Origin of the sequence: Embleya sp. NPDC020630 (genome assembly GCF_044334985.1) — a bacterium.
Taxonomy (GTDB): Bacteria; Actinomycetota; Actinomycetes; order Streptomycetales; family Streptomycetaceae; genus Embleya.
On the sequence record NZ_JBIRUB010000002.1, the window covers coordinates 334,905 to 359,882 of the forward strand.

25 protein-coding genes are annotated in these 24,978 nt (G+C 72.4%); 10 read left to right on the top strand and 15 right to left on the bottom strand.

Translation table 11 applies throughout. The features are described from left to right. Nucleotides 1-165: 165 nt before the first annotated feature. The 5 genes from ACH4XV_RS07650 (at nucleotide 166) to ACH4XV_RS07670 (ending at nucleotide 4,652) form a co-directional block, all read left to right on the top strand. Entirely contained in the window at nucleotides 166-843 is a 678-nt protein-coding gene (locus ACH4XV_RS07650) for a response regulator transcription factor (protein ID WP_174861367.1), read from the top strand. 56 nt (nucleotides 844-899) lie between these two features. Next, nucleotides 900-2,513, top strand: a complete 1,614-nt coding sequence (locus ACH4XV_RS07655; RefSeq protein ID WP_395788625.1) for an ATP-binding protein — start codon at nucleotides 900-902, stop codon at nucleotides 2,511-2,513. Beyond that, nucleotides 2,510-3,190: a hypothetical protein gene (locus ACH4XV_RS07660; RefSeq protein WP_395787497.1), complete on the top strand. Its 681-nt coding sequence runs from the start codon at nucleotides 2,510-2,512 to the stop codon at nucleotides 3,188-3,190. The genes ACH4XV_RS07655 and ACH4XV_RS07660 overlap by 4 nt, the downstream gene beginning before the upstream one ends. Before the next feature lie 99 nt (nucleotides 3,191-3,289). Continuing rightward, complete coding sequence (locus ACH4XV_RS07665; RefSeq protein ID WP_078975605.1) at nucleotides 3,290-3,484, top strand: PspC domain-containing protein; 195 nt, start codon at nucleotides 3,290-3,292, stop codon at nucleotides 3,482-3,484. A 133-nt stretch (nucleotides 3,485-3,617) separates the two neighbouring features. After that, on the top strand, nucleotides 3,618-4,652 hold the full coding sequence (locus ACH4XV_RS07670; protein WP_395787499.1) for a trypsin-like serine peptidase: 1,035 nt from the start codon (nucleotides 3,618-3,620) through the stop codon (nucleotides 4,650-4,652). 191 nt (nucleotides 4,653-4,843) lie between these two features. Here the strand turns inward: ACH4XV_RS07670 and ACH4XV_RS07675 are convergent, their stop codons facing one another. From ACH4XV_RS07675 to ACH4XV_RS07685, 3 genes are all read right to left on the bottom strand, one after another. Further along, entirely contained in the window at nucleotides 4,844-5,257 is a 414-nt protein-coding gene (locus ACH4XV_RS07675) for a hypothetical protein (RefSeq protein WP_395787501.1), read from the bottom strand. A 185-nt stretch (nucleotides 5,258-5,442) separates the two neighbouring features. Then, on the bottom strand, nucleotides 5,443-6,576 hold the full coding sequence (locus ACH4XV_RS07680) for an adenosine deaminase (RefSeq protein ID WP_395787503.1): 1,134 nt from the start codon (nucleotides 6,574-6,576) through the stop codon (nucleotides 5,443-5,445). A gap of 160 nt (nucleotides 6,577-6,736) precedes the next feature. Then, the gene (locus ACH4XV_RS07685) at nucleotides 6,737-7,684 is read right to left on the bottom strand and encodes a LysR substrate-binding domain-containing protein (protein WP_395787505.1); all 948 of its coding nucleotides are present in this window, start codon (nucleotides 7,682-7,684) and stop codon (nucleotides 6,737-6,739) included. Nucleotides 7,685-7,747: 63 nt separating this feature from the next. On the opposite strand from ACH4XV_RS07685, the gene ACH4XV_RS07690 reads away from it, so the two are divergent. After that, nucleotides 7,748-9,049, top strand: a complete 1,302-nt coding sequence (locus tag ACH4XV_RS07690) for an MFS transporter (RefSeq protein WP_395787507.1) — start codon at nucleotides 7,748-7,750, stop codon at nucleotides 9,047-9,049. An 85-nt stretch (nucleotides 9,050-9,134) separates the two neighbouring features. Here the strand turns inward: ACH4XV_RS07690 and ACH4XV_RS07695 are convergent, their stop codons facing one another. From ACH4XV_RS07695 to ACH4XV_RS07715, 5 genes are all read right to left on the bottom strand, one after another. Next, nucleotides 9,135-9,470, bottom strand: coding sequence for a hypothetical protein (locus ACH4XV_RS07695; protein ID WP_395787509.1), 336 nt, complete (start codon nucleotides 9,468-9,470; stop codon nucleotides 9,135-9,137). 228 nt (nucleotides 9,471-9,698) lie between these two features. Next, entirely contained in the window at nucleotides 9,699-11,393 is a 1,695-nt protein-coding gene (locus ACH4XV_RS07700) for a phospho-sugar mutase (RefSeq protein WP_395787511.1), read from the bottom strand. A gap of 70 nt (nucleotides 11,394-11,463) precedes the next feature. Beyond that, on the bottom strand, nucleotides 11,464-12,273 hold the full coding sequence (locus ACH4XV_RS07705) for a purine-nucleoside phosphorylase (RefSeq protein ID WP_380005141.1): 810 nt from the start codon (nucleotides 12,271-12,273) through the stop codon (nucleotides 11,464-11,466). A 175-nt stretch (nucleotides 12,274-12,448) separates the two neighbouring features. Next, a complete protein-coding gene (locus ACH4XV_RS07710; protein WP_395787513.1) occupies nucleotides 12,449-12,901 on the bottom strand; it encodes a PH domain-containing protein in 453 nt (150 codons plus the stop codon). Nucleotides 12,902-12,966: 65 nt separating this feature from the next. Next, nucleotides 12,967-13,407 carry a gamma-glutamylcyclotransferase gene (locus ACH4XV_RS07715; protein WP_126637468.1) on the bottom strand — a complete coding sequence of 147 codons (441 nt, stop codon included), beginning with the start codon at nucleotides 13,405-13,407 and terminating at the stop codon, nucleotides 12,967-12,969. A 36-nt stretch (nucleotides 13,408-13,443) separates the two neighbouring features. On the opposite strand from ACH4XV_RS07715, the gene ACH4XV_RS07720 reads away from it, so the two are divergent. Continuing rightward, nucleotides 13,444-14,862 carry an NAD(P)H-quinone dehydrogenase gene (locus tag ACH4XV_RS07720; protein WP_126637467.1) on the top strand — a complete coding sequence of 473 codons (1,419 nt, stop codon included), beginning with the start codon at nucleotides 13,444-13,446 and terminating at the stop codon, nucleotides 14,860-14,862. A gap of 508 nt (nucleotides 14,863-15,370) precedes the next feature. Continuing rightward, entirely contained in the window at nucleotides 15,371-16,225 is an 855-nt protein-coding gene (locus tag ACH4XV_RS07725) for a DeoR/GlpR family DNA-binding transcription regulator (protein WP_078975593.1), read from the top strand. A gap of 359 nt (nucleotides 16,226-16,584) precedes the next feature. Here the strand turns inward: ACH4XV_RS07725 and ACH4XV_RS07730 are convergent, their stop codons facing one another. Next, nucleotides 16,585-18,351 carry an acetyl/propionyl/methylcrotonyl-CoA carboxylase subunit alpha gene (locus ACH4XV_RS07730; RefSeq protein WP_395787515.1) on the bottom strand — a complete coding sequence of 589 codons (1,767 nt, stop codon included), beginning with the start codon at nucleotides 18,349-18,351 and terminating at the stop codon, nucleotides 16,585-16,587. 214 nt (nucleotides 18,352-18,565) lie between these two features. Further along, on the bottom strand, nucleotides 18,566-18,778 hold the full coding sequence (locus tag ACH4XV_RS07735) for a hypothetical protein (protein WP_380005133.1): 213 nt from the start codon (nucleotides 18,776-18,778) through the stop codon (nucleotides 18,566-18,568). Between the two features lie 223 nt (nucleotides 18,779-19,001). Between ACH4XV_RS07735 and ACH4XV_RS07740 the strand changes: the two genes are divergently transcribed. Then, on the top strand, nucleotides 19,002-19,535 hold the full coding sequence (locus ACH4XV_RS07740) for a GNAT family N-acetyltransferase (protein WP_395787517.1): 534 nt from the start codon (nucleotides 19,002-19,004) through the stop codon (nucleotides 19,533-19,535). A gap of 42 nt (nucleotides 19,536-19,577) precedes the next feature. Here the strand turns inward: ACH4XV_RS07740 and ACH4XV_RS07745 are convergent, their stop codons facing one another. Beyond that, nucleotides 19,578-20,414: a helix-turn-helix domain-containing protein gene (locus tag ACH4XV_RS07745; protein WP_395787519.1), complete on the bottom strand. Its 837-nt coding sequence runs from the start codon at nucleotides 20,412-20,414 to the stop codon at nucleotides 19,578-19,580. A gap of 77 nt (nucleotides 20,415-20,491) precedes the next feature. After that, the gene (locus ACH4XV_RS07750) at nucleotides 20,492-20,941 is read right to left on the bottom strand and encodes a hypothetical protein (RefSeq protein ID WP_395787521.1); all 450 of its coding nucleotides are present in this window, start codon (nucleotides 20,939-20,941) and stop codon (nucleotides 20,492-20,494) included. Between the two features lie 232 nt (nucleotides 20,942-21,173). On the opposite strand from ACH4XV_RS07750, the gene ACH4XV_RS07755 reads away from it, so the two are divergent. Beyond that, nucleotides 21,174-22,952, top strand: a complete 1,779-nt coding sequence (locus tag ACH4XV_RS07755; protein WP_395787523.1) for a hypothetical protein — start codon at nucleotides 21,174-21,176, stop codon at nucleotides 22,950-22,952. A gap of 170 nt (nucleotides 22,953-23,122) precedes the next feature. On the opposite strand, the gene ACH4XV_RS07760 is transcribed toward ACH4XV_RS07755, so the two are convergent. The 3 genes from ACH4XV_RS07760 to ACH4XV_RS07770 all read right to left on the bottom strand — a co-directional run bounded on the left by ACH4XV_RS07760 (nucleotide 23,123) and on the right by ACH4XV_RS07770 (nucleotide 24,921). Further along, nucleotides 23,123-23,731, bottom strand: a complete 609-nt coding sequence (locus ACH4XV_RS07760; protein WP_395787525.1) for a nucleoside triphosphate pyrophosphatase — start codon at nucleotides 23,729-23,731, stop codon at nucleotides 23,123-23,125. Nucleotides 23,732-23,829: 98 nt separating this feature from the next. Next, on the bottom strand, nucleotides 23,830-23,946 hold the full coding sequence (mmpB, locus tag ACH4XV_RS07765) for a morphogenic membrane protein MmpB (RefSeq protein WP_395787526.1): 117 nt from the start codon (nucleotides 23,944-23,946) through the stop codon (nucleotides 23,830-23,832). Nucleotides 23,947-24,060: 114 nt separating this feature from the next. Then, on the bottom strand, nucleotides 24,061-24,921 hold the full coding sequence (locus ACH4XV_RS07770) for a MurR/RpiR family transcriptional regulator (RefSeq protein WP_395787528.1): 861 nt from the start codon (nucleotides 24,919-24,921) through the stop codon (nucleotides 24,061-24,063). Nucleotides 24,922-24,978: the final 57 nt, after the last annotated feature.

The following is a 24,978-nucleotide window of genomic DNA, read 5'->3' on the forward strand; positions in this document are numbered from 1 at the left end:
ACTTCTCCCCCGGCTCGGCGCTCGTTCACGATGTACAGCCTGCTGGGCGGGCTTCATCGTCAGGTCGGCGAGCTGTCACAGGTATGCAACAGCGACCTCGGGCGGCGAACCGGAAGGGGGCTCCCCGTGTTCTTCCCAGCCGTGACGTCAGACACAATGGCCTGCGTGCCCTACCTGCTGCTTATCGAGGATGACGAGTCCGTACGCACCGGACTCGAACTCGCCCTGGGGCGCCAGGGCCATCGCGTGGTCACCGCGGCCACCGGTGAGGCCGGTCTGGAGCGGTGGCGCGAGCAGCGTCCCGACCTGATCGTGCTCGACGTGATGCTCCCGGGCATCGACGGGTTCGAGGTGTGCCGGCGGATCCGCCGCACCGATTCGCTGCCGATCATCCTGTTGACCGCGCGCAACGACGACATCGATGTGGTGGTCGGCCTGGAGTCCGGCGCCGACGACTACGTGGTCAAGCCGGTGCAGCCGCGGGTGCTGGACGCCCGGATCCGCGCGGTGCTGCGCCGCGGCGAACGTGAGGTGTCCGACGCGTCGGTGTTCGGCGACCTGGTGGTCGATCGCAACGCGATGACGGTGACCAAGGCCGGCGAGGAGCTTCAGCTCACCCCGACCGAGCTGCGCCTGCTGGTCGAGCTGAGTCGGCGCCCGGGCCAGGCACTGTCTCGCCAGCAGCTGCTTCGCCTGGTGTGGGAGCACGACTACCTCGGTGACTCGCGCCTGGTCGACGCGTGCGTGCAGCGGCTGCGCGCCAAGGTGGAGCAGACCCCGTCCGCGCCGACGCTCATCCGCACTGTTCGGGGCGTCGGTTACCGCCTCGATCCGCCCCAGTGACGGCCCGTCCGCCCCTCGTCCGCAGGTTCGTCCGACGGGTCGCCCCGACCCTGAAGCTGCGTTCGTTGCGATTTCGGGTGCTCGTCGCGTTCGCACTGGTCGCGCTGATCGCGGCGGTGGCCGCCTCCGGCATCGCCTACTGGCTGACCCGTACCGCCGTGCTGGAGCGCGCGCAGGACTCGGTACTGACCGAGTTCCGGGACAACCTCGGCCGGGTCTCGGCCGGACTGCGGGAGAACCCGGACCAGGCCGACCTGGGTCCCGCCGTGGACCAGATGCGGGAGAGCAGCTTCGGCTACTCGGTGGTCCTGGTCGGCGCCGACGGTCGCCCGGTCGCCTCCAACCCCTCCCGCTTCCCGCTGGAGCGGGTGCCCGCCAAGCTCCAGCGCATCGTGCAGACCGCCGACAACAACGGCGGCTTCCACATGTACTTCCAGCGGATCGACATCGACGGACAGCCGTATCTGGTCGGCGGCACCCGGGTGGTGCCCAACGGCCCCACCGGCTACATGTTCAAGTCGCTCAAGGACGAGCAGGCCGACCTCAACTCCCTGGCCCGCTACCTGATCGTCGGCACCCTGCTCGCGCTCGGCGCGGCGGCGGTGGTCGCGCTGTTCGCCGCCCGGCACATCCTGCGTCCGGTGCGCCGACTCGGCTTCGCCGCACGGGAGTTGGGCGCGGGGCGCCTGGACACCCGGCTCGACGTGCGCGGCTCGGACGAACTCGCCGACCTGTCCCGGACCTTCAACGACGCCGCGGAGAAGCTGGAGCGCAGCGTCGCCGAACTGCGCGCCCTGGAGTCCTCCTCGCGCCGCTTCGTCGCCGACGTGTCCCACGAACTGCGCACCCCGCTCGCGGCGATGACCGCGGTCAGCGAACTGCTCGAAGAGGAGGCGGACAGCCTCGGTGAGCAGGGCGCGCCGGCCGCGCGCCTGGTGGTCGCCGAGATCGAACGCCTCGCCACGCTGGTCGAGGACCTGATGGAGGTCTCCCGCTTCGACGCGGGCACCGCCGCCCTGGTGGCCGACGAGGTGGACATCACCGACCTGGTCACCGCGTGCCTGGACGCGCGTGCCTGGATGGACGCGGTGGACCTGCGGGCCCCACGCGGCATCCTGGCCCGGGTGGACCCGCGCCGGCTGGATGTCATGGTCTCCAACCTGGTCGGCAACGCGCTGCGCCACGGCGGCTCCCCGGTGACCGTGGAGATCCACCGCGAGCCGCGCCTCGCGCTGCCCGGCCTGATCGACTCGCCGATCGAGCAGGATCTGGTGATCGACGTCTCCGACACCGGTCCCGGCATCCCCGAGGACGTACTGCCGCACGTGTTCGACCGCTTCTACAAGGCGGACAGCTCGCGGGCCCGCTCCGAGGGCAGCGGTCTGGGCCTGTCCATCGTGATGGAGAACGCGCGCATCCACGGCGGGACCGCGTTCGCGTCGAACATGCCCGGCGGTGGGGCGAAGTTCACACTGCGCCTTCCGCTGGTGCCGCCCCAGCTCGAAGAGATAATCGACCCGGACGAGGGCGTCGAGGACGACGGGGTGCATGCCGACCTCGAAGCCGAGGACGCCGAAAACAGCGGTCGTACCGCTCGGGCCGATCGGGCCGACGCGGATCTCGGTGATGTCTCGTCCGGTGGCAGGGACGAGCGAGGAGGCGTGCGTTGAGACCCAGGCGGCGGCTTCCGATCGCGATCCTCGCGACCACCGGCGTGCTCGCCGCGCTCACCTCCTGCGGGATCCGACCGACCGAGGGGCCGGTCGGCGCCGGGAAGCCGGCCAACCGGATCGCGCCGTCCGTACAGAGCCAGCTGCCCGGCTCGGAGCGGCACATCGTGTATCTGGTGAAGGACAACCGGCTCCAGGCCCTGCCCAGGGCCGGCCGGCTCCAGCTGCGACCGAGCGAGGCGGTCCCGGACCGGCCGCGCACCGATCAGCTCAACCAGCTCCTGGAGGAGCTGCACCTGGGCCCGAACGATGCCGAGGCGCTGGACGGGTACACCACCGCGCTGCCGGCCGGCGGCCTGGTCGCGGCGGATCGGCGCGAGGGCGATCCGCCGACCCTGTTCCGGCTGGACGCGCCCCTGGCCGCGCTGGCCACCATCGCGCTGGGCCAGGTGGTCTGCACACTGCAGAGCGCGTCCGGGGGCAACACGGTGCTGCTCGCGGGCCGACGCACCGCGCCCGAGCAGTACCGGTGCGAGAGCTATCTCGACATCAGCCGCAAGAGCACCGCGACCCCGACCGCCGGCACCAAACCCACCGGTCCGCCGTCGGCGTTCGAGAAGGACTGGCCGCAGGCATCCCGCCCCTCCGGGAAGACCCTTACTTCCCAGGGCGGATGACCGGCCGGGTCCTGCGGCGGATGTGCCCGGGCCGGGACCGGCCTACCTTCGAAGGACGACGACGTTCCCTACGACGCCGTCGGATCGAGGAGGACCGTCATGAGCACCATCACCGCCCCCAGGCTCGCTCGCCCGCGCCACGGCCGCCGGATCGCCGGCGTCTGTGCCGGCATCGCCCGCCGCTGGGGCTGGTCGCCCACCACCGTGCGGGTGGCATTCCTGCTGTCCTGCCTGCTGCCGGGCCCGCAGTTCCTGCTCTACATCGCGCTGTGGATCCTGCTGCCCGAGGACTGAGCCCACCGGGACGCCGCCCGCCCCGGTCGTGTCGGCGCCTATCATCCGATCAACGGATGGTCGGGCAGGTCGATCGGGCGGTCCGATGGGACCGAGAGGCTCCGGGCCGGGCGCTCGGTCGGGGGGCGGGGACATGCAACCGGGTACAACACACAACAAGAACCTCATCGTCACCGTGTCGGTGTTCGCCGGCGTGCTGGTCACTCTGGTGGGCCTGGTGCTGAGCGGCACCCTGGCGGTCAAGGCCGGGCGCACGCAGGCGATGAACTCCAGGCACTACAGCGACAGCGACGTCGAGGACACGCGGGGCTTTTGGGACCAGGACCGGCAGGACGAGGCCAAGCCGCGCGGCGCGGAGATCACCCCGGGCCGGCCCGCACCGGAACTGCCCGACCAGGACCAGCAGCGCCCCGCCGCGGACTACCGGCAACCGCCGACCATCGAGGCACGCCGGGTGGCCTCGCCGTACACCCGGCCCGAGGTGGCGATACGCGGCAAGATCTTCTTCCGGATGCCCGAGGGCGTCGCCGAGTGCAGCGGCACCGTGGTGCACCACGCGAGCGGCAACATGGTGTGGACGGCGGCGCACTGCCTGCACGGCGGGCGCAACGGGGACTTCTACGACCGGGTCACCTTCGTCCCCGGATACAACGGCGCGGGTCGCACCCAGGCCGAGCGCGAACCGTACGGGCGGTGGCCGGCGCGGCGCACCACGGTGAGCAACCACTGGGCGCAGAACGCGGATCCGAACGGCAAGGACGCGAGCGCGTCGCCGTACGACTACGGCGCCTTCATCGTCGACTCGCGCGGCGGCAGGACCCTGGAGGAAGCGGTGGGGCCCGGGGCGGACGTGTACTGGAACGCCCCCCGGCATCTTCGCGTGCAGTCGTTCGGCTATCCGGGTGACACCCCCTACGACGGCACCGCGCTCTACACGTGCTCGTCGCCCACCACGGACTTCCGTGAGGACGGCTGGCCGCAGCCGGACATGTTGTGGATGGGCTGCACGATGACCGGCGGGTCCTCCGGCGGGGGCTGGTTCACCGAGGTGGACGGGCAGTTGCGGCTGGTCAGCAATGTCTCGCTCGGGGTGACCACCCCCGGGTCGCGCACCATGACCGGGCCCTATCTGGGCGACGTGGCGAAGGACATGTACGACTCGCTGTAGCGGCGGCGGGGCGCGGCGGGGCCGGGCCGCTCTCGGCGCCCTCGCTGCCCCCGACGTTCCCCGGGTGTGACGAAGCCGTGTCCTCGCGCAGGATCGATACGCGATGGACACGGCTCGTGCGACGGCGGGATCGAACGGGTTCCCCGGCGACGACCCGGCTCGGCGGCGAAGGCGGAACCCGGTGCGAGGACCTACAGCGGCAGGCTCGACAGCGGCGACGTGCCGCCCGCGCCGGTCAGCTTGTCGGTGGGCAGGGCGTTGAGCGGCGAGCCCAGGCCACCCTTGGCCGGGCCGCTCTGCGCCGCCGCGTTGCCCATGTTCTGCTCCATGTCGCGGGCCATGCCGTGCGCCACGCCGGTCGCCAGGCCGTCGAGGGGGGCGTGGCCCGGGGTGAACGCCTGGCCGACGGGGAGCTTGTCGGTGACCTGGGTCAGCGGGAACGGCGCGGCGGCGTCCGGCAGGGCCGCCTGCGCGGTGGAGGCGGCCGGGGCCAGCTCGTCGACCAGGTCGGTCACGGGCATGGCGCTCGCGGAACCCGCCGCGCCCGCGGCGATTGCCGCGCCGAGCCCGGCCGTGATGGCTGCCTTACGCGTTACCGATCGCATGTGCATCCTCGGTTTCTCGATTCGGGCGGGGCGGCATACACCCCGTAACGAAGTGAGTCCGCAAGGTAGCGAACCGGATGTGGAATGCGCAAAACGCCCCCTTCGCGGCGGGCCGAGCCGTTCGTCCCGAGGTGGCGGGTCCGGGCGCGCCCGCGAGGCGGGTCGGGCGGGCGCGCCCGGAGGGGTCAGCTCCGGCCGAACAGCCATTCCGACTTGAGTGCGGCATAGCCCGGCTTGATCACCTCGTTGATCATGGCGAGGCGTTCGTCGAAGGGCAGGAACGCGCTCTTCATCGCATTGACGGTGAACCATTGCAGGTCGTCCAGGCCGTAGCCGAACGCCTTGACCAGGTGCTCGAACTCCCGGGTCATCGACGTGCCGCTCATCAGCCTGTTGTCGGTGTTGATCGTGACGCGGAAATACAACCGGCGCAGTAGACCGATCGGGTGTTCCGCGTACGAGGAGGCGGCGCCCGTCTGCAGGTTCGAGGTCGGGCACATCTCCAGCGGGATGCGCTTGTCGCGCACGTACGCCGCGAGTCGGCCCAACTCGACGCTGCCGTCGTCCTTGACCGTGATGTCGTCGATGATCCGCACGCCGTGGCCGAGTCGGTCCGCGCCGCACCACTGGAGCGCCTGCCAGATCGACGGCAGGCCGAACGCCTCGCCGGCATGGATGGTGAAGTGGTTGTTCTCGCGCTTGAGGTATTCGAACGCGTCGAGGTGGCGCGTGGGCGGGAAGCCCGCCTCGGCCCCGGCGATGTCGAAGCCGACCACGCCCAGGTCGCGGTGCCGGTTGGCGAGTTCGGCGATCTCCAGCGAGCGGGCCGCGTGCCGCATCGCGGTGAGCAGCGCGCCGACCCTGATCCGGTTGCCGGCCGCCGCCGCGCGGCGCTCGCCCTCGCGGAAACCCTCGTCGACCGCCTCGACGACCTGGTCCAGGGTCAGGCCCGCTTCCAGGTGCTGCTCGGGGGCGTAGCGGATCTCGGCGTAGACCACGCCGTCGGCGGCCAGGTCCTCGGCACACTCGGCGGCGACCCGGAACAGGCCCTCGCGGGTCTGCATCACCGCGACGGTGTGGTCGAAGGTCTCCAGGTAGCGCTCCAGCGAACCGGAGTCGGCCGCCTCGCGGAACCAGGTGCCGAGCGCGTCGGGGTCGGTGGTGGGCAGGCGGTCGTAACCGACGGCCGCCGCGAGTTCGATGATCGTGGCGGGACGCAGCCCACCGTCTAGGTGGTCGTGGAGCAGGACTTTGGGGGCACGCCGGATCTGTTCGACCGTGGGCGAGACAGCGGGCGTGTTCGGGTGACTGCTGGACATGAAAGGACTTTACTGCCTACGCGCGTAGATCATGTGACGGCCGCGTGAAGATTCGGCCATGTGCGCGCGAGGGACGCCCGATCGGCGCCCGCGAGCACGATCCACCCCCGAAACGGCCTGCGCGGGGGCTGCTCGCGGCACGCGAACTCCCGCTCCGGACTCAGCCGTTGGCCGGATCCGGATGCAGCAGCCGACCCCGACGGCCGAGCACGAATTCGCGGAACAGCCGTACCGGCGCGGTCTCCGGACGACTCGGCATCCAGGCAAGCCCGATGGTGCGGAAGGCGCGCGGCGCGGTGACGGTCAGATCCACCGTGCCCGGACGCGGGGTGTCGGGCGCGGGCAGCAGGGCGACGCCGAGCCCCGCCGCGACCAGACCGCGCAGGGTGTCCGTCTCCTCGCCCTCGAACGCGACCTTGGGGACGAAGCCCGCCTCGGCGAACAGCGCGTCGGTGATCCGGCGCAGCCCGTAGCCCGCTTCCATGCAGACGAACACGTCCTCGGCCGCCTCGGCCAACCGCACCCGCCGCCGGCCGGCGAGCCGGTGGTCGGCCGGCACGACCAGGTAGAGCCGCTGATCGTCCAGCGCGCGCACGGCCAGGTCGGGCGCGTCGGGCAGCGGCGCGGTCAGGCACAGGTCCAGTTCGCCCGCCCGCATCCGCTCCAGCATCACCGACGCCGACGCCTGGACCAGTTGGAAACGGATGCCGGGGTGGTCCACGCGGAACGCGCGCAGCAGTTCGGGCACCGCCTCCGGCCCCATCGTGTGCAGGAACCCGAAGGCGACCTTGCCGCGCGCCTCGCCCGCGTCCTCGATCACCTCGTCGAGGCCGCGTTCGAGCAGGGCCAGTGCCTGCTCCACGTATCCGAGCAGGGTGTGGCCCTGCCGGGTGAGCGCCACGCCGCGCCCGGTCCGGGCCAGCAGCGGCACACCCGCGTCGGCCTCCAGCCGGGCCATCGTGCGGCTGAGGGTGGGCTGCGGGATGCCCAACCCGGCCGCCGCCCGGGTGATGTGCTCCTCCCGCGCGACCGCGGCGAACTGGGTCAGGAGCGGCGCGATGGCCGCGACGACCTCGGAAACCTCTGCCGACCTGCTGTCATACGTCACAGCATGGATTCTTGCCGAAACATGCATTGGACGCATGAAACCGCGCGGTCTAGTTTCATGGACATGCCTGCCTCGAACACCGCTTCGGACCCCGCCCCAACCCCCGCTCCGACCTCCGAACCCACCCGGCACGCGCGCGGCTCGCGCGGGTATCGCCGGGTCAACCTGGCGCTGTTCGCCGCAGGCTTCTCCACCTTCGCGATGTTGTACGCGACGCAGACGCTGCTGCCGGAGTTGTCGGCCCGCTTCGACCTGGACCCGGCCACGGCGAGCCTGTCGGTCTCGGTGACCACCGGTGCGCTCGCGCTCGCGGTGATCCCGGTGAGCATGGTCTCCGAGCGGTGGGGCCGCTCGCGGGTGATGACCGTCTCGGTGTTCGCCGCCGCGCTGCTGGGCGTACTGGCCGCGTTCGCCCCGGACTTCGCCACCCTGGTCGTGCTGCGCGCGGTGCAGGGCGTGGCGCTTGCGGGGCTGCCCGCGACCGCGATGGCCTACCTCGCGGAGGAGGTCGACCGGCCCTCGCTCGGCGCGGCCATGGGGTTGTACGTGGCGGGCAACAGCATCGGCGGCATGGGCGGCAGGCTGGTCACCGGCCTGGCCTCGGACCTGGGCGGTTGGCGGGTCGCGCTGGTGGCGGTGGGCCTGTTGGCGCTCGGCTCGGCAATCGCCTTCCGGGTGCTGCTGCCTGCGTCGCGCAACTTCACCCCGTCGACGATGTCCGCGGCTCGGCTCACCGGTGTGTTGCGGTCGCACCTCGCGGATCCGGTGCTGCGCCGGTTGTACCTGCTCGGCATGATCTTCATGGCCGCCTTCGGCACGGTCTACAACTACCTCGGATACCGGCTCCTCGCCGAGCCGTTCGCACTGCCGCAGACGGTGGTCGGCGCGATCTTCGTGATCTATCTGGCGGGCACGTTCAGTTCGGCCGCGTCGGGTCGGCTGGTCGGTCGGCTCGGGCACCGGGTCACGTTGTGGACGGCGGCGGCGATCACCGCGACGGGGGCGCTGCTGACCCTGCCGGACAACCTGGCCCTGGTCGTGGTCGGGCTCATCGTGCTCACTGCGGGCTTCTTCGCGGGCCACTCGGCGGCCAGTTCGGCGGTCGGGCTGCGCGCCCGCGAGGGCCGCGCGCAGGCGTCCGCGCTCTACCTGGCGGCCTACTACCTCGGCGCGAGCGTGGGCGGGCCGGTCGGCGGGGTCGCCTTCCACGGGCAGGGCTGGACCGGCGCGGTACTGCTCGTGCTGGTGCTGATGGCCGCCGCGGGCGTGGTGGCGACGGGGCTGAGCGGCCGGCCGGCGAAGACCCCGAGCCCGGCCCCGGCACGGGTGCGCCGGCCCCACGCCCACGCGCGCTCGACGGTTTGAGCCGACGCGCGGCGACGAGCGCGAGGTCTTTCGGGGCCGCTACGGCACCCGGTGACCGGATGCCGTAGCGGCCCCGCTCACCGGGTCAGCGGTCGCGGCGCCGCCGGACCAGCCGGCCGGTGCCGTACAGCACGAGCAGGCCACCGACCGCGAGCAGGGCCGCGCCCGCGATCGGAGCGGACCACGAGCCGCCGAGATCCGGGCCGCCGCCGACGCCGGTGTCCGGCGTGAGGGTGTGCATGAGAGCGCTCGCGGCGTCCGAGCCGAACGCGTAGGCCAGGCCCGCGACAAGCACCGGCAGCAGGAGTACGCCGCCCACGAAACTCGTCAGCGCGGGGATCGACCGCCCGGCCATTGCCCACCGCAAGACCTGCCGCGGACGGTGCGTGCCGGGTCCGGAAAAGCGGAACGGGGTGCTCATGACGACCTCTCGGGAATGGGTTCTGCCGACATACCCACCATCCGCCGGCGGACCCCTTGCGCACATCCGTCGCGAGGGCCAGAGCAAACCCGTACGCAAGTACTACGCGATCCCGGGCGGGTCCGGGTCGGGGTGGACATGCGTGGGGCGGGGCAGCCGATCGGCCGCCCCGCCCCACGCATGTCCACCGGCCCGTTCGGCCGGGCGGGTTCGATCAAACGTCCGTGCTCAGATGCCCAGCGTCGTGGCCAGATCCCGCTTCAGCGCCGCCAACGCCGCGTCCGCCGCCGCGCGGGCGGCTGCCACGCCGATCGTGGCGATCCGCTTCGGATCGACCACGACCTCGAGATACGCCTTGAGCTTGGGCTCGGTTCCGGACGGGCGGACCACCACCCGACCCGCGAGCAGGTCCGCGCCGTCGCCGGCCAGCGTGTAGCGCAGGCCGTCGGTCGGCGGCAGGTCGGCGGCCGGCGGGTTCAGCAGGTCGTCGACGCCGGCGACGGCGAGGCCGCCGAGCGTGTGCGGCGGCTCCGTACGCAGGCGTCGCATCGCGTCGGCGATCAGGTCGAGGCGATCCACCCGCACCGAATACTGGTCGGTCGCGCACAGGCCGTATCGGGTGGCGATCTCGTCCAGCAGCGCGGGCAGCGTGCGGCCGTCCCGCTTGGCGCCGGCCGCGAGTTCGGCCAGCATCAGCGCGGCGGTGACGCCGTCCTTGTCGCACACCCCGGCCGGGTCGACGCAGTAGCCCAGCGCCTCCTCGTACGCGAACGCCAGGTTCGGCACCCGCGCCAGCCACTTGAAGCCGGTGAGCGTCTCGGTGTACCCGATGCCGTTGTCCCGGGCGATCGCGCCGAGCAGCGAAGAGGACACGATGGTGGTCGCCAGCACGCCGTCGGTTCCCCGGCGGGCCACCTCGGCGCCGAGCAGCGCGCCGACCTCGTCGCCGCGCAACATCCGCCAGCCCCCCGTCGCGGCCGGGTCCGGGACCGCCACCGCGCACCGGTCGGCGTCCGGGTCGTTGGCGATCACCAGGTCGGCGTCCTCGGCGAGCGCGGTGCGAAACGCCAGGTCCATCGCCCCTGGCTCCTCCGGGTTGGGGAACGCCACGGTCGGGAAGTCCGGGTCCGGGTCCGCCTGTTCCGGCACCGGTCGGATGTCGGCGAAGCCCGCGCGGTCGAACGCGCCGAGCATCACGGTGGTGCCCACGCCGTGCATCGCGGTGTGCACGATCCGCACGTCGCGCGGCCCGGCCGGGTCGACCACGGACACCGCGCGGTCGAGGTAGGAGTCGATCACCGCCTCGCTCAGCGTCTCCCACCCGTCCTCTGCGAGCGGTACGTCGGCCAGCGAGCGCACCGCGGCGATGTGCGCGGCGATCTCCGCGTCGGCGGGCGGCACGATCTGCGACCCGTCGCCGAGGTAGACCTTGTAGCCGTTGTCGCGCGGCGGATTGTGGCTCGCGGTGACCATCACGCCGGCCACGCAGCCCAGATGCCGGATCGCGTAGGCGAGCACCGGGGTGGGCAGCGGCCGGGGCAACACCAGCGCGTGCAGCCCGGCGGCCTCCATGACGGCGGCGGTGTCCCGGGCGAACACGTCGGACTTGTGCCGCGCGTCGAACCCGATCACCACCGCGTTGCGGGTCGCGGCGGGCGCGGCGGTGTCGGTGACGTACACGCTCTTGAGGTATCCGGCCAGGCCGGCCGCCGCGCGGATGACCACGGCACGGTTCATCCGGTTGGGCCCGGCGCCCAATTCGCCGCGCAGCCCGGCGGTGCCGAACTGGAGCAGGCCGGCGAAGCGGTCGGCGAGAGCCTCCCGGTCGTCCGAATCGAGCAACGCTTCGAGCTCGGCCCGGGTGTCCGGGTCCGGGTCCTCGGCCAGCCAGGCGCGCGCGATCTCGATGACGTCGCTCAACACGGACTCCTCGGTGCGGAAGGGATCGGGAGGGGATCGGGAAGGGTCCACACGGGCCTGCGGACCCACACGCTCAGATACGCGGCAGGACCTGGGTGAGCAGGCGGCCCATACGCTCGGCGGACGCGCGTCCGGCGGCCAGGACCTCTTCGTGGTTGAGCGGTTCGCCGGTCATGCCGGCGGCCAGGTTGGTGACCAGGGAGATGCCCAGGACCTCGGCGCCGGCCTCGCGCGCGGCGATCGCCTCGATCGTGGTGGACATGCCGACGAGGTGCCCGCCGATCGCCCGGACCATGCCGATCTCGGCCGGGGTCTCGTAGTGCGGGCCGGGGAACTGCACGTACACGCCCTCTTCGAGGTCGGGCTCGACCTCGCGACACAACGCGCGTAGCCGCGGCGAGTAGAGGTCCGTCAGATCGACGAAGTTGGCGCCCACGATGGGCGACGCGGCGGTGAGGTTGATGTGGTCGCTGATCAGTACGGGCTGACCGGGCACGAACGACGGGCGCAGGCCGCCGCAGCCGTTGGTCAGCACGACGGCCTTGCAGCCGGCGGCGACCGCGGTGCGCACGCCGTGGGCGACCGAGGCGACGCCCCGGCCCTCGTAGAGGTGGGTGCGGCCGAGGAACACCAGCGCGCGGCGGTCGCCGATGACCAGCGAGCGGACCGTGCCGGCGTGGCCCTCGACGGCGGGCGGCGGGAAGCCGGGTAGCGCGGTGACCGGGAACTCGTGTTCCGGGTCGCCGAGCATGTCGGCGGCGGGCACCCAGCCAGAGCCCATGACGAGCGCGATGTCGTGCGTCGCGGCACCGGTGATCCGCTGCAGGCTTTCGGCGGCCTCGGCGGCGGCCGTGTACGGGTCGTGGCTATCCAATACGTTCACATCGATGAGCGTAAATGCTGCACCTGTGAACGGCGCGACCGGGGTCTATGCGCGTAGAAGACTGTGATACGACCGCAATGACAGCGGGGGAGGATTCGCACGGATACGAGCCGATACATCCGTTCAAGCGACGCGGTACGCGGTGGGCTCGGCGGCCCGGATCGCGCGCGGTGTTTCAGTCCCGATCGGCGACCGCACGCGGCTCGGCCGCGGGCAGTCCCAGCGCGGCGGTCCAGGCCGCCTTGATCGACGCCGCCTTCGCGTCGAAGTCCGGATCGTGCAGGATGCGACCTGTGCGGGGGGCGGGCAGGCGCACGGCACCCCCGTCGATCAGGAGCAGTCGCACCTCGCGCGAACCGCGGCAGCGCTCTTCGCGCACGGCCGTGATCTCGCGCCACGCGTATTGCGCGACGCCGACGCGGCGCACGTCCACGCCGTACGCGTCCACGGTGACCCGGCCCAGACCGCGCAGCAGCAGCCGGAGACAGTAGTAGAGCGCGACCACGGTCGCGATGCCCCACGCGGGCCGGACGGCGAAGGCCGAGGCGACGACCGCCACCGCGCCGGCGCCGAGCACCACGGAGACGACCCGCTGCCGAGGGCTCGGACCGATGCGCAGGCTCGACACGCTCGGGCTCCCTTCGGGCGGGCGGGTGACGGGTCGGCGAAGACGCGACAGGGCCGCGCCGCAGGCTACGAGCAGGGGCGGTTGCGGAGTTCCTTGACGTAGTCGTCGGGGGCGCCGGCCGACTCCGCGGACTCGGCGACCATGCCGAGGTAGCGCGCCGAGGGCAGGCCGCCCTCGTAGTCGTTGAGCACGTAGAGCCAGGCGAGCTGTTCGCCGAACAGCGACTCCACCCGGACCCGGACCTTGCGGTACAGGCCGAGCGGCATGCCCTCCCAGCGGTCGAGGTCGGGCTCGTCCATCTCGGCCAGGTCGTAGAGCGCGACGAACACCTGGGACATCTCGTCCTCGACGACCGTGGCCAGCGATCCGTCCCACCCCAACTGCTCGCCGCCGAAGGTCAGCCGCCAGCCGGGCAGCCAACCGGTGTGGCGCAGAGGTGAGTGCGGGGCACGCCGGGCCATCTGCCGCGCGTCGAGGTTGCTTGCGTACGCGGCGTAGAGGGGCATGGCCGCAGCCTACGCGACGCGCGGTCATGGGAGAGAATGACACCCGTGACTCGGATTGTGATCGTAGGCGGAGGACCCGGCGGATACGAGGCGGCTTTGGTCGCGGCACAGCTCGGAGCCGAGGTGACGGTGGTAGAGCGGGAAGGCGTGGGTGGTGCGGCGGTACTGACGGACTGTGTCCCGTCCAAGACTCTGATCGCCACGGCCGAGGTCATGACGAACTTCGCCGACTCGCATCACGAGCTCGGCATCTACGTCGACGACGGCACCCCCGGCACGCTGGACCGCCCGATCGTGGGCGTGGATCTGGGCGTGGTCAACCGGCGGGTATTGCAGCTGGCCAAGGCGCAGTCGAACGACATCGCGCAGGGCGTCACGCGCGCCGGCGTGCGGGTGCTGCGCGGCACCGCCCGCCTCGACGGGCCGCGCCGCGTGGTGGCCGACCTGGCCGACGGCGGCGAGCGCACGCTGGAGGCGGACGCGATCCTGATCGCCACCGGCGCCCACCCGCGCGAGATCCCGGGCGCCGAGCCGGACGGCGAGCGGATCCTGAACTGGAAGCAGATGTACGGCCTGTCGGAGCTGCCGCGCGAGCTGATCGTGGTCGGCTCCGGCGTCACCGGCGCCGAGTTCGCCGGCGCGTACCAGGCGCTGGGCTCCAAGGTGACCCTCGTCTCCAGCCGCGACCGGGTGCTCCCGGGTGAGGACCCGGACGCGGCCGAGGTGCTGGAGGGCGTGTTCCGCCGACGCGGCATGCGGGTGATGTCCCGCTCGCGCGCGGAGAGCGTCAAGCGGGACGGGGACAGCGTCATCGTCACCCTGACCGACGGGCAGATCATCGAGGGCAGCCACTGCCTGGTCGCGGTCGGCGCGATCCCGAACACCGCGGGCATCGGTCTGGAGGAGGCCGGCGTCTTCCTCAAGGACACCGGACACGTGCGGGTCGACCGGGTCTCGCGGACCACGGCCAACGGCGTCTACTCGGCGGGCGACTGCACCGGTGTGTTCGCGCTCGCCTCGGTGGCCGCGATGCAGGGTCGGATCGCGATGTACCACATGCTGGGCGACGCGGTGGCCCCGCTGAACCTCAAGGCCGTGTCCTCGAATGTGTTCACCGACCCCGAGATCGCCACGGTCGGCTACACCCAGGCCGCGATCGACGCGGGGGAGATGGACGCGCGCGGGGTGAAGCTGCCGCTGTCGCGCAACCCGCGCGCGAAGATGCAGGGCATCCACGACGGCTTCGTGAAGCTGTTCTGCCGCCCCGGTACCGGCATCGTGGTCGGCGGCGTGATCGTGGCGCCGCGCGCGAGCGAGTTGATCCACACCGTCGCGCTCGCGGTGGACCTGCATCTGACCGTCGACCAGATCGCCAGCGCATTCACCGTCTACCCGTCGCTTTCGGGTTCGATCGCCGAGGCCGCCCGGCAATTGCACCGGCGCGAGCGCTCCTGACCCGGTCTGCGCCGAATCCGCGAAACCCGCAAAATCTGTCGAACCGCCCCGAGAGGTCGGGTCGATCACTATCGGCGCGGTACACCTCGGGTGGCCCCCGAGTTCAAGATCGGTAACTCGGGGGCGCGGCCTCCGGCGCACGGGGGGCGCGCGGAATTCGGATTCCACGCTCCCGTGTACTCCACTTACGGGTGGCTTTTCTCGAACATCCGATGTGCGCCGTGGTCGCCGCGCATACTCGAATCGGACCGGGTGTGATCGCCGCCTCGCGGTGTGTTCGCCATGCGTCGAGTCCGGCTGACGCGCCGTCAAAATCTGTATGGAGCAGCAAAATCTCTGTACATCAGCGCTATCCGACGCCCGGTGAACAGCGTTATGGTTGGCCCTCCCGAACGCTGTGGCTTCGCTGCGCCCGGAAACCGAAGCACTCTTATCACTTCGATGAACAAGTTCGGGTAAGAGTCGCAACCGGCTGATAAGAGCCGGTCGTTCGCGTTACCTTCGTCACGTGTTCGCAGCAGAGCGTCGTCAACTGATTCTTGAAATGGTGCGGGCCAACGGAGCGGTGTCCCTACGGGAACTCGCCCGGGTGGTCCAGACGTCCGAGGTGACGGTTCGGCGGGACGTGCGGGCCCTGGAGGCCGAAGGGCTCCTCGACCGTCGGCACGGTGGAGCGGTACTGCCCGGTGGGCTGTCCCGCGAGCCGAGCTATTCGCAGAAGACCCACCTCGCGGCGGCGGAGAAGGCGGCCATGGCCGACCTCGCGGTCTCCCTCGTCGACGAGGGGGACGCGATCGTCGTGGGCGCCGGCACCACCACGCAGGAGCTCGCCCGCAGGCTGGCCCGGATCCCCGGGCTGACCGTGGTCACCAACTCCCTCCTGGTCGCGCAGGTACTCGCCCACGCCAATCGGGTCGAGGTCGTGATGACCGGCGGCACGCTGCGCGGGTCGTCCTACGCGCTGGTCGGCAGCGGTGCCGAGCAGGCCCTCGCGGGTCTGCGCGTGCGTCGCGCGTTCGTGTCCGGCAACGGGCTCACCGCCGAGCGTGGCCTGTCCACCCCCAACATGTTGTCCGCGAGCGTGGACCGGGCCCTGATCCAGGCCGCGCACGAGGTCGTCGTCATGGTCGACCACACCAAGATCGGTGTGGACACCATGTTCCAGACGGTGGCCCCGGAGCGGATCACGCACCTCGTCACCGACGAGGACGCCCCCGGTCCGGAGAGCGAGGCGCTGGCCGAGCTGGGCGCGCAGGTGCACATCGCCCCCCTTCCGCAACGGGCCGTTCCCGGCGCCCGCGCGGAGTTCAACGGGGAGCGGATGCGCGACATGCGCGTCCCGGGGGTGATGCCCGACCAGTGAGCGAGCGACCCAAGACCACGTGCCGCCTCGCCCGGCGCCCCCCGGGCAGCACACCGCGGGCCGAGCCCGCGACGCCGGCGGCACGGCGCGCAGCACGCGGGCCGACGGCCCGATCACCCCACGGACGCGATCGCCCCCGCGCCGAGGGTTTCGACACGGGGGCGATCGCGATGCGCGGGATCGGAATGGGATCCCGACGGGTGTTCGATGGTGCTCGGTGTTCGGTCCCGCTCGACCCGGGCTCGGACGCGATGCGGCTCGGGTCCGACCGGGGTCGGTGCTCGATCCGGCTCACTCGCCGATCCGGCTCGGTCCCCGACCCGGCTCAGACCTTGATTTGGTTCAGTCCGTGATCCGGTTCAGTCCTTGATCTCGCAGAGCACCGCGCCGGAGGTGACCGTCGCGCCGACCTCCGCGACCAGGCCCTTGACCGTGCCCGCGCGGTGCGCGTTGAGCGGCTGTTCCATCTTCATGGCCTCCAGGACGACGATCAGCTCGCCCTCGGCGACCTGCTGACCCTCCTCCACCGCGACCTTGACGATGGTGCCCTGCATCGGGCTGGCCAGCGCGTCGCCGCTCGCCGCGGCGCCGGCCTTCTTGGCGCCGCCGCGCTTGGGCGCCTTCTTCGCCGCGGCCGGGGCCGCGCCGGACGCGCCCAGACCCGCAGGGAGGGTGACCTCGAACCGTCGACCGTTGACCTCGACCACCACGGTCTCGCGCTCGGCGGCCTCCTCGGCCGCGCCCGCGCCGCCGCCGAACGGGGCGATGGTGTTCTCGAAGCCGGTCTCGATCCACCGGGTATGTACCGTGAACGGCTCGGTCGAGCCGCCCAGCTCGGGCGCGAACGCCGGGTCCACCACCACCTCGCGGTGGAAGGTGAGCGCGGTCGCCATGCCGTCGACGACGAATTCGTCCAACGCGCGCTTGGCCCGCTGGAGTGCCTGCTTGCGGTCGCGACCGGTGACGATCAGCTTGGCCAGGAGCGAGTCCCACGCGGGGCCGATCACCGAACCCTGCTCGACACCCGAGTCCAGCCGCACGCCCGGACCGGACGGCGGCAGCCACGTGGTGACCTCGCCGGGGGCGGGCAGGAAGCCGCGACCCGGGTCCTCGCCGTTGATCCGGAACTCGAACGAGTGCCCGCGCATCGGCGGGTCGTCGTAGCCCAGCTCTTCACCGTCGGCGATCCGGAACATCTCGCGGACCAGGTCGATGCCGGTGACCTCCTCGGTGACCGGGTGCTCGACCTGGAGCCGGGTGTTGACCTCCAGGAAGGAGATCGTGCCGTCCTTGCCGACCAGGAACTCGCAGGTCCCGGCGCCGACGTAGCCGGCCTCCTTGAGGATGGCCTTGGACGCGCGGTACAGCTCGGCGTTCTGCTCGTCGGTCAGGAACGGCGCGGGCGCCTCCTCGACCAGCTTCTGGTGCCGGCGCTGAAGCGAGCAGTCGCGGGTGGACACGACCACGACGTTGCCGTGGGCGTCGGCCAGACACTGCGTCTCGACGTGCCGCGGCTGGTCCAGGTAGCGCTCGACGAAGCACTCGCCGCGGCCGAACGCGGCCACCGCCTCGCGCACCGCCGAGTCGTACAGCTCCGGGACCTCTTCGAGGGTGCGGGCCACCTTCAGCCCGCGCCCGCCACCGCCGAACGCGGCCTTGATGGCGATCGGCAGGCCGTTGGCCTTCGCGAACTCGACGACCTCTGCGGAGCCGGAGACCGGGTCCGGGGTGCCGGCGACCAGGGGCGCGCCGGCCCGCTGGGCGATGTGCCGGGCGGCCACCTTGTCGCCGAGATCGCGGATCGCCTGCGGCGGCGGCCCGATCCAGGTCAGGCCCGCGTCCAGCACGGCCTGGGCGAATTCCGCGTTCTCCGACAGGAATCCGTACCCGGGGTGGATGGCGTCCGCGCCGGAGTCCCGGGCGGCCCCCAACACCTTGGCCACGTCCAGGTAGCTCTCGGCCGGAGTGTTCCCGCCGAGCGCGTGGGCCTCGTCGGCCACCCGCACGTGCAGAGCATCCCGGTCCGGCTCGGCATAGACGGCCACACTGGCGATACCGGCATCCCGGCATGCTCGGGCGACGCGGACCGCGATTTCCCCACGGTTGGCGATGAGTACCTTGCGCACGATCTGGCTCCCTCCTCAACTGCGGAGAGTCTAGGGATTCGGGGGCGGGCACGATCCGCCGCCCCACGTCCTCATGGGTACGGCAACCCGCCGGCTGCATGGCCTGCGATGGAGCTGCCGGCCACGTTGCCGGTGGGGTCAACGTACTCCGGACCGGGTCGGTGCTCGTGCCCGGGTGTATCTGGAACGTGTTTCAGGTTAGGGGTCGGGTGGGTCAGCCGCCCAGACAGTCGCCGCCCGTGGATCGCCCGAGGAGACCGCTTTCGGGTACGTTTGCCCCCGCCATTTTTCCGCAGTGCTTGCATGCCTTGGCCCACGGATTGCCGGCCGGCCCGTCCGGGCCGTACTGGTACACCCATTCGTGGTCGTCGTGACCCTCGGCACACATGTCCCACGCGTTGCCCGGTTCCCGTACGTCTCGGCTCATCCGCCCTCTCCTCGCCGTCCCTCGTGCGCAGGCTACGAGCCCGGCCGGCTCGGGGCGGGCGAAACGGGGGAACCGGGGAAAAAGGGCGGACCGCCCGGCTGCGGACCGCAGGTGTGCGAACGACCCGGACGAGCGGGTTTTGCCGCACGGTGTTTCCCCCGAGTGGGGCGGGCTGCCACGATGTGAAGGTCCGAGGCATCCGATGCCTGGACGGGAGGTTGTGGTGGCAGAGGTGTTCTTGCGCCGGCTGACCCGTTGGCAGGCCGATCAGCAACGGGAAACCGTCGCGGATACATACGTCAAGACCTACGGCGGGGATCCGTCGGGCCGCCCCGAATTCCTGCGGCGTTTCGCCGACCACATCCAACAGCCCGGCTTCGAGATGGTCGTCGCGAACGGCGGGGGCGACGCGGCCGGTTGCGCATACGGGTTCCCGCCGCGCGCGGCGAGCGGCTGGTGGACCGGGTTGCACGGCGAACTGCCCGTGGACGTCGCGGAATCGGCCGCGGCCGGGAAGGTGTTCGTGATCGTCGACCTGATGGTCGTCCCGCAGCACCGCCGACAGGGCCTGGCCGGGCGGATGCGGGAGAGGTTGCTCGCCGGCACCGACGCCGGCTTCGCCGCGGCCCGGGTGCCGCGGGACAATTACGCCGCCCTGGCCGCGTTCCGCTCCTGGGACTGGTCGATGCTCGGCGAGTGGCGACCGGATCCGCAGACTCCTCCCGCCGACGTCTGGGGTTGCCGGCTCCGCCCGTGAGGCGCGCGCCGCGCGGACCCGGCCGAGCCCGGCGGGCCCGTGTCAGTCGCCGAACCACTCGCGCAGGAGCCGGCCGGTGTGCTTGTCCGCCGGATAGAACGACTCGATCGACAACTCGGCGACGGTGATGTCCACCGCGGTGCCGAACGTGGCCACCGTGCTGACGAAGGACAACACCTCCCCGCCGTGCCGGATGCCCATCGTGATGGCCGGCGCGCCCGGCCCGGCGCCGGGCGGCGGTTCGTCGCCCTGGCCGCCGGGATAGCCGCTCACCTCGTCGTACAACTCCCGGGTCAGCGGATCGCCGGTGATCGCGACCTGGCGTCGCAGCCGGTGCAGCAGGTGCGCGCGCCACTGGGGGAGGTTGACGATCCGCGGTGCCAGCCCCTGCGGGTGCAGGCTGATCCGGTAGGCGTTCAGCGGTTCGGTGAGCAGTTCGGGGGCGACACCCTCGACGAACATCGCGATACTCGGCGTGGCGTCGACGATGTTCCACGCCCGGTCCACGATCACCGCCGGGTACGGGCCGTGCCCGACCAGGATCTGCCGCAGCACCGCCGGCATCGGGTCCAACTCCGGCGCGTCCAGGCGGCTCTCGTGGTACTCCGGCGCGTGCCCCGCGGCCAGCAGCATGCGGTTGCGCTCGCGCAGCGGCACGTCCAGATACTCGGCCAGCCGCAGCACCATGTCCCGACTGGGCACCGCGCGACCGGTCTCGATGAAGCTCAGGTGGCGGGTGGACACCGCGACCTCCACGGACAGTTCCAACTGGCTCAGACGCCGGTGCCGGCGCCAGTGCCGGATCAGCTCGCCGCCGGTACGCCGGGCGGCGGGGCCGGCGGAGCGATCGCCGGCGACGGTCGTGGATCCCGAACTCATGGGACCCGACCGTACGCGGTGGGCCGCGAGTTCGGCGCGACGCGTCCGGTTCGGTCCGCCGGCCCCGCGCAGCTCCCTCACCGGAGCGACGTGCGGGCCTTGCGCAGGCCGAGGATCTGCAGGTCGGCGAAGCCCAGGACGGCGACGGCCTGAACCACGATCAGCGTGGTGCCGAGGGTGGTCGGGTCCAGCCAGCCGGCGATCGCCATCGCCACGCTGTCCGCGAACCACACCAGGTTGAGGCCGATCACCGCACGTACGGCGGTGCGATGCGGCGTGTCGGAGCCGCCGATCCGCCAGACACCCACCGCGTACAGGACCAGGAAGGCGCCGAGGCCGGCCAGGAACGCGGTGGGCAGACCGAGGGCGCCGTCGACGAAGGCGCAGCCGGCCAGCGCGGCGAGTCCGACCGCGCCGGTGGCGATCGCGTCGAGCCGCAGCGCGAGCCGCAACAGGTCGGTGTCACCGCGGACACGGTCGCCGGGCCCGCCGGTCGCGAACGTGGGGTTCAGGGACTGGGTGCTCATCGGGTCCTCCAGGGTCGTTTGCCGACACCGACGACTGTGCCGGGCGCGGGGAGGGCGGTCGATTCCCTCGGAGGTAATGGCCGGGGGTCGCCAGGCGCGGCGCGGGTCGTGGGGCGGGTGGTCCGAGGGATTTCCGGCGGATTCGAAAAGCGGGGCCCGGGGTGTCCGCTTCGGGAGCGGGCGGGGTCGCTTCTTCCCTAAGCTGCACCCACACGACCAGGGGGAGACGGCCATGGCCGGCGGGGTGGTACGCAAGGCCTACGAGGCCGGCGCCGGATTCGCGGAGGGCCGCGCGCGGCGCCCGGAACCGGTGGGTCGACTGTCGCTGGAGTGGGTGCCTGGCGCGCTGCTCGTGGTGCTCGCCACAGCCGGCGCGCTGGTGCTGCTCCGGGCGGGGCTGGATCCGGCGACGCCGGCCGCGCCCGCCGCGGATCCGGCCGCCTATGGGGCGGCGCCGACGCCGATGGACGCCGGTGGCGGGTCGTGGTCGGTGTGGGATCTGGTTGCGGTGTTGTTGCCGTGGGCCGTACCGCTGGTGATCGGCGGGATCGGGCTCACCGACAGTGTGTTCACCCACCGCCGGGGCGCGGTCGGCGGCGTGTTGACGATCGGCCTGGCCGGCGCCGCGCTGACCACCGCGCTCGACCCGATCGCGGCCCACTACGACGGTTCGCAGGCGCGCTGGCTGGGTTTCGTGTATCTGCTGCGGTTCGGCTTCGCGGTCCAGGTGCTGGTCGGCGTGGTGTTGTGGATCCACCTCGCGGTCCCGCGCCATCAGGCGCCGCTGAACGCCGCGTTCGCGGGGACCCTCGCGGCGGCGGTGCCGCTGCTGTTCGTGCTCGGCGGGCGCGATGTGCTGGAGCCGATGTGGGAGTCGGGGGCCGGTCTGCAGACCTGGTTGCCGCTCGCCGCGTTCGCCTGGTTGCTGATCCTGCTGCCCACCGGCCGGGTCCTGGTGCCGCCGGGGCGGGGCTGGCAGGAGTCCGAGGGCGGGGCCCAGGGCGGGGTGTTCCTGCTCGGCCTGGTCGGGGTCGGGGTGGCCGCGGCGACCGTGGTGATGGGTGATGACAAGCCCAGGGTGCTCGGGTTGTGGCCGGTGGTCGCGCTGGCCGGCTGCCTGGTCGCGGCGGTGCTGACCTATCGGGTGGACGGTGTGCGCTCGGTGGCGGGCGCGCTGCTCGCGATGGCGGTCGGTCTTGCCGCCTTCCCGGCCGCGCTGTTCGCGTGGGACCGCACGCAGGCCAATCCGGGCCTGGGCCTGGACGGACCGGGCGAATACGTGCCATGGCTGCTCGGCCTCGTGGTCGCCGGCGTCGTGGGGGCGGTGGCGGCGCGGTTGTTCGGGGCGTACGCGATCGGCCTCGCGGCGCTTGCCCTCGTGCTCGCCGAGTTCATCGGCCCGGCGGCTGGATCCGGACACCAGCTGGCGGTGCGCTGTGCGGGTGCGGCGGCGATCGGCGTGGTGATCGGGGGCCTGCGGCCGGAGGCGGCGATCGCGGCGTTCGGGCTCGGCGCCGCGTGCGGGCCGGTGTGGCCGGACCTCCAGGCCGCGTCGGCGGACTACGGCTGGGTGGAGTGGCTGACGAAGAAGCCGGGCGGGGTACCGCTGCCGCTCCTGGTGCTCGCCGCGATCGCGCTGCCGCTCGCGATGTTCGCCGGGATGCGCGGCACCCCCGCGCCGCCTCCGCCGCGCGGTCCCGGTCCCGGGCCCGGCCCGGTGGGCGCGCCGGTGGGCGGCGGCGGCCCGTGGGCGCCCAACGCCTATGCCGAATCGGCCCCGCAGCCGTATCTGCCGCAACAGCCGGGCGGCTATGGCCAACCGCACGCGGCGCAGCAGCAGGGCGGCTATGGCCAACCGGCCGGGCCGACCCCGCAGTCGGGCGCCGACGGGTATCTCCCGCAGCAGCCCGGCGCCGGCACCCCGCACCACCCGCAGTCGCCCGGCCTGCCGAACCTGGGCCCGGGCCCGGTCCGCCGCGACCTGAACCGAACCGAGGGGCCGGACGCCTGACGAAGGCGGGGCCGCCGGCCGCCGGATCGGCCCGGGCGGTCGTTCGTGTGTGGGTGCCCGGAGGCGGGCCGGCTCCGGTGGTCGGGCACGCGCGGCGTCCGTCGGGTCGGCCCGGGCGGTCGTCCGCGTGCGGAGGCCGTCGGGTGGGTCGTCCCGGCGTCCGTCGGGCGTCAGCTCCAGAGGTCGACGATTCGTACGCCCACGTCGTTCAGGAGGCGGCGCAGCAGCGGCAGCGAGAGGCCGATCACGTTGCCCGGGTCGCCGTCGATGCCGTCCACGAACGGCGACGCGTAGCCGTCGAGGGTGAACGCGCCGGCGACATGCAACGGCTCGCCGGTCGCGATGTAGGCGGCCACCTCCGCGTCGGAGGGGGTGCCGAAGCGCACCGTGGTGGCCGCCACCTCGGACACCCGCAGGCCGGTGCGGCGGTCGATCACGCAGTGCCCGGTGAGCAGGACACCCGCGCGTCCGCGCATGGACCGCCAGCGCACCAGCGCCTCGGCCGCGTCGGCGGGCTTGCCCAGCGCCTTGCCGTCGAGTTCGAGCACCGAGTCGCAGCCGACGACCAGTTCGTCGCCGGTCAGCCCGGCGGCGACCGCGTCGGCCTTGGCCTCGGCGAGCAGGAGCGCGAGTTCGCGCGGGGAGTCGGCGTCGAGGGCGTCCTCGTCGACGCCGCTGACCACGACCTTGGGGTCGAGCCCGGCGTCGCGCAGCAGCTTCAGGCGCGCGGGGGAGGCCGAGGCGAGCACGAGGGAGCGGGAGGGGGAGCGGTCGGTCATGGCGCCAACGTACCGGGCGCCGAAGCGGCGGATGGCAGGTATCGGGCGGCAGGTGTCGGGCGGCGACGCAGATCGGGCGGCGCCCGCCGCCGCCCGACTCACAGCGCGAGCAGGGCCAGGCCGAGGATCAGCACCACGGGCAGGATCCACAAGGCGCGCCGCAGCTGGGCCACGGCGCGCCGGGTTTCCTCGGAGAACTCGTCACGGTTGCGCATTCGTCCATCGTGGGGCGCCGCCCCGGTCCGATCCTGAGTACGAGTACTCAAGTCGGGTCGTGCGATTGTCCGCCTGCATGCCGCAAGCGGAACAACGCGTACGCGTTGCGCGGCTCAGGTGGTGAACAGGCCGCGTTCGCCGGCTTGGCGTTCGAAGTCTTCCAGCCTGGCCTGGGTGCGGGTGGGTTCGATGTCGCACATGGCCTGCAGGAGGATCTGGCCCATCAGGATCGGGGCGCCGTACGAGTCGAAGACCAGTTGCGAGCCGACGCCCGCGATCAGGACCGCGTCGGACAGGGCCGCCGCCGGGGCGAACGGGCTGTCGGTGACCGTCACGATGCTCAGGCCGAGGTCGCGCGCGACCCGCAGGCCCTCGCCCAACTCCCTCGGGTAACGCGGCAGCGCGAAGCACAGCAGGCCCGTGGCGCCCGCCGCGCGGGCCTGGTCGAGCCGGTCCACGAGCAGCGAGCCGCCCTCGTCCAGGACCCGGACCTCGGGCAGCACCTTGGCGGCGAAGTAGCCGAAGCCGCGCGCGGGGGCCATCCCGGTACGCAGCCCGAGCACCACCAACGGACGCGAGGGAGCGAGCAGTTCGGCCGCGCGCGCGATCGGTCCCGGGACGGCGAGTTGATCCGCGAGCCGGGCCAGGTTGGCGATCTCGGCGTGCACGGCGCCGACGTACTCGTTGCGGTCCACCTCGGTGGCCGACTCGGGCGTGGTCGGCAGGCCCAACTCGCGCAGGTGCCGGCGCAGCGCCGGGTATCCGTCGAAGCCGAGCGCGACCGCGAACCGGGTCACCGAGGGCTGGCTGACCCCGGCGAGTTGGGCCACCTCGACGCTGGAGAGGAACACCGCCTCGCCCGCGTGCCGGACCAGGCAGTGCGCGATCCGGCGCTGGGTGGGGGTGAGCCGGTGGCGCTCGAACAGGGCGAGCAGGCGGGCGGAAGGGCTCGCGTCGTCGTCGGCCACCGGCATGTCTCCTCGCTGTTCGCACGTCGCCCGAGTGCCGCCGCGGACCCGGGCCGGCGCGGG

What these genes read in the sequence shown, in the direction of transcription:
- ACH4XV_RS07715 (WP_126637468.1), bottom strand. Translation starts at nt 13,407, where the DNA reads ATGCCCCTCTACGCCGCGTACGCAAGCAACCTCGACGCGCGGCAGATG.
- ACH4XV_RS07690 (WP_395787507.1), top strand. Translation starts at nt 7,748, where the DNA reads ATGCCTGCCTCGAACACCGCTTCGGACCCCGCCCCAACCCCCGCTCCG.
- ACH4XV_RS07760 (WP_395787525.1), bottom strand. Translation starts at nt 23,731, where the DNA reads ATGACCGACCGCTCCCCCTCCCGCTCCCTCGTGCTCGCCTCGGCCTCC.
- ACH4XV_RS07735 (WP_380005133.1), bottom strand. Translation starts at nt 18,778, where the DNA reads ATGAGCCGAGACGTACGGGAACCGGGCAACGCGTGGGACATGTGTGCC.
- ACH4XV_RS07770 (WP_395787528.1), bottom strand. Translation starts at nt 24,921, where the DNA reads ATGCCGGTGGCCGACGACGACGCGAGCCCTTCCGCCCGCCTGCTCGCC.
- ACH4XV_RS07720 (WP_126637467.1), top strand. Translation starts at nt 13,444, where the DNA reads ATGACACCCGTGACTCGGATTGTGATCGTAGGCGGAGGACCCGGCGGA.
- mmpB (WP_395787526.1), bottom strand. Translation starts at nt 23,946, where the DNA reads ATGCGCAACCGTGACGAGTTCTCCGAGGAAACCCGGCGCGCCGTGGCC.
- ACH4XV_RS07680 (WP_395787503.1), bottom strand. Translation starts at nt 6,576, where the DNA reads ATGTCCAGCAGTCACCCGAACACGCCCGCTGTCTCGCCCACGGTCGAA.
- ACH4XV_RS07750 (WP_395787521.1), bottom strand. Translation starts at nt 20,941, where the DNA reads ATGAGCACCCAGTCCCTGAACCCCACGTTCGCGACCGGCGGGCCCGGC.
- ACH4XV_RS07695 (WP_395787509.1), bottom strand. Translation starts at nt 9,470, where the DNA reads ATGAGCACCCCGTTCCGCTTTTCCGGACCCGGCACGCACCGTCCGCGG.
- ACH4XV_RS07670 (WP_395787499.1), top strand. Translation starts at nt 3,618, where the DNA reads ATGCAACCGGGTACAACACACAACAAGAACCTCATCGTCACCGTGTCG.
- ACH4XV_RS07745 (WP_395787519.1), bottom strand. Translation starts at nt 20,414, where the DNA reads ATGAGTTCGGGATCCACGACCGTCGCCGGCGATCGCTCCGCCGGCCCC.
- ACH4XV_RS07675 (WP_395787501.1), bottom strand. Translation starts at nt 5,257, where the DNA reads ATGCGATCGGTAACGCGTAAGGCAGCCATCACGGCCGGGCTCGGCGCG.
- ACH4XV_RS07665 (WP_078975605.1), top strand. Translation starts at nt 3,290, where the DNA reads ATGAGCACCATCACCGCCCCCAGGCTCGCTCGCCCGCGCCACGGCCGC.
- ACH4XV_RS07755 (WP_395787523.1), top strand. Translation starts at nt 21,174, where the DNA reads ATGGCCGGCGGGGTGGTACGCAAGGCCTACGAGGCCGGCGCCGGATTC.